A 1309-nucleotide genomic window follows, 5' to 3' on the forward strand; every position below is an offset into this window, starting at 1 on the left:
GTATGCACTACCGATATTGAATATTCGGATCGTATGACGCCCCTGGACACTCATTATGAGCAATAAGAGTGCAATGAGCGTTATTTCGCCACCAATGAGTCCATCGTGAATCGCTGGCCAGGGCGTATTGGTTGGATCACCAAAGATGAACACACCATCGGTCTGAGGCGTCGGGGTTCCAAACATGCCCTCAGACAACGTTCGGTATCCAGACCGCAGACCCTCCATGAACGAAGAGATAATCCACTCAACGATGTCTTTGAACCCTTCTAGTACGACATCGATTAAGTCAACCATTGGTCAGGCCTCCGTGATAGTGACCTCACACTCACTCATACTGCTGGACCCAGAGTACGTCACATCGAACGACTTCGAGACTTGATCTGCATTAACTCGGGTCTCAATAATGGTTCTAAATTGTCCAGAGTTCCCCTCAGAGGAACAACCCATGCCTTTCTCTGATTCTGAACCGAATGGGAATGAGTTACTGAACAGGTCAACTGTCTCTCCCGGCGCAACAACGACTTGTTCAGTTTCGTACATTCCACTCCCACGAGGGTCCGAAATAGGATTTGGAACGTCTTCAGCAAATATCAATTCAACAACTGCGTCAGGACCTGTTCCATGATTCTCCACGGAGACTACTGCTTCACCGTTTTTCAGACGGTCTGTCTCAGTATCTCCATAGACCTCGTCCCACGGCTTATCCGGGACATTTCGAAACAGCCCAACGTCCTGAATCTCAATCTGAGGGCTAATCTCGAGAGAACCCTCAGCAACAGTTTCGTCACCATCTAGCGCGACGACACGGTACTCACCGGGCTCGTAGGCAGTCCCGATTTCGAACGAAACCTGTCGTGCGCCGGCGGCAAGCCCACGCTTCCCGAACAGTTCCCCATTCGGTTGGATGAGGTTCACCTGTTCGACGGGTGCGTCAGCATCAACCTCAACAACAATGGCTTGCCCCTCGACAGCGATGCGTGAAAGCGGGCCAGCACGCTCGGTCGTCGCCGACGTCTGGTCGGGCGTCGTTGTGTCCGAGTTACGGCTACCATCAAGACAGCCGGCAACGCTGGCGAGGGCGGCCCCGCCGAGGGTTCGGAGGACGGTACGTCTATCAATCGGTGGATCGGTTGGAATCATTGGTTTCGGTAGTAGCTTTCTGTCGGACCAAACATGCGGAGGAGTCGGCGACCGGCGTAGAACGTCACGACGAACGGAATTGCCTGCCAGCCGACTTCGAATACGAACGCAACCCAGCCGTCGAGAGTCCCGAGTGGGTGCCAGCGAACGGAGGCCGTGTCGCCCA

At 54.0% G+C, this 1309-nt stretch carries 1 protein-coding gene and 1 pseudogene; both read right to left on the reverse strand.

Annotated elements, in window-relative coordinates:
* Nucleotides 1–297: pseudogene (locus tag C5B91_RS22845) on the reverse strand (hypothetical protein); the annotation flags it as partial.
* A gap of 3 nt (nucleotides 298–300) precedes the next feature.
* The gene (locus tag C5B91_RS21005) at nucleotides 301–1143 is read right to left on the reverse strand and encodes a hypothetical protein (RefSeq protein ID WP_119713013.1); all 843 of its coding nucleotides are present in this window, start codon (nucleotides 1141–1143) and stop codon (nucleotides 301–303) included.
* Nucleotides 1144–1309: the final 166 nt, after the last annotated feature.

Source organism: Haloferax sp. Atlit-10N (assembly GCF_003586325.1).
Lineage (GTDB): Archaea > Halobacteriota > Halobacteria > Halobacteriales > Haloferacaceae > Haloferax > Haloferax prahovense.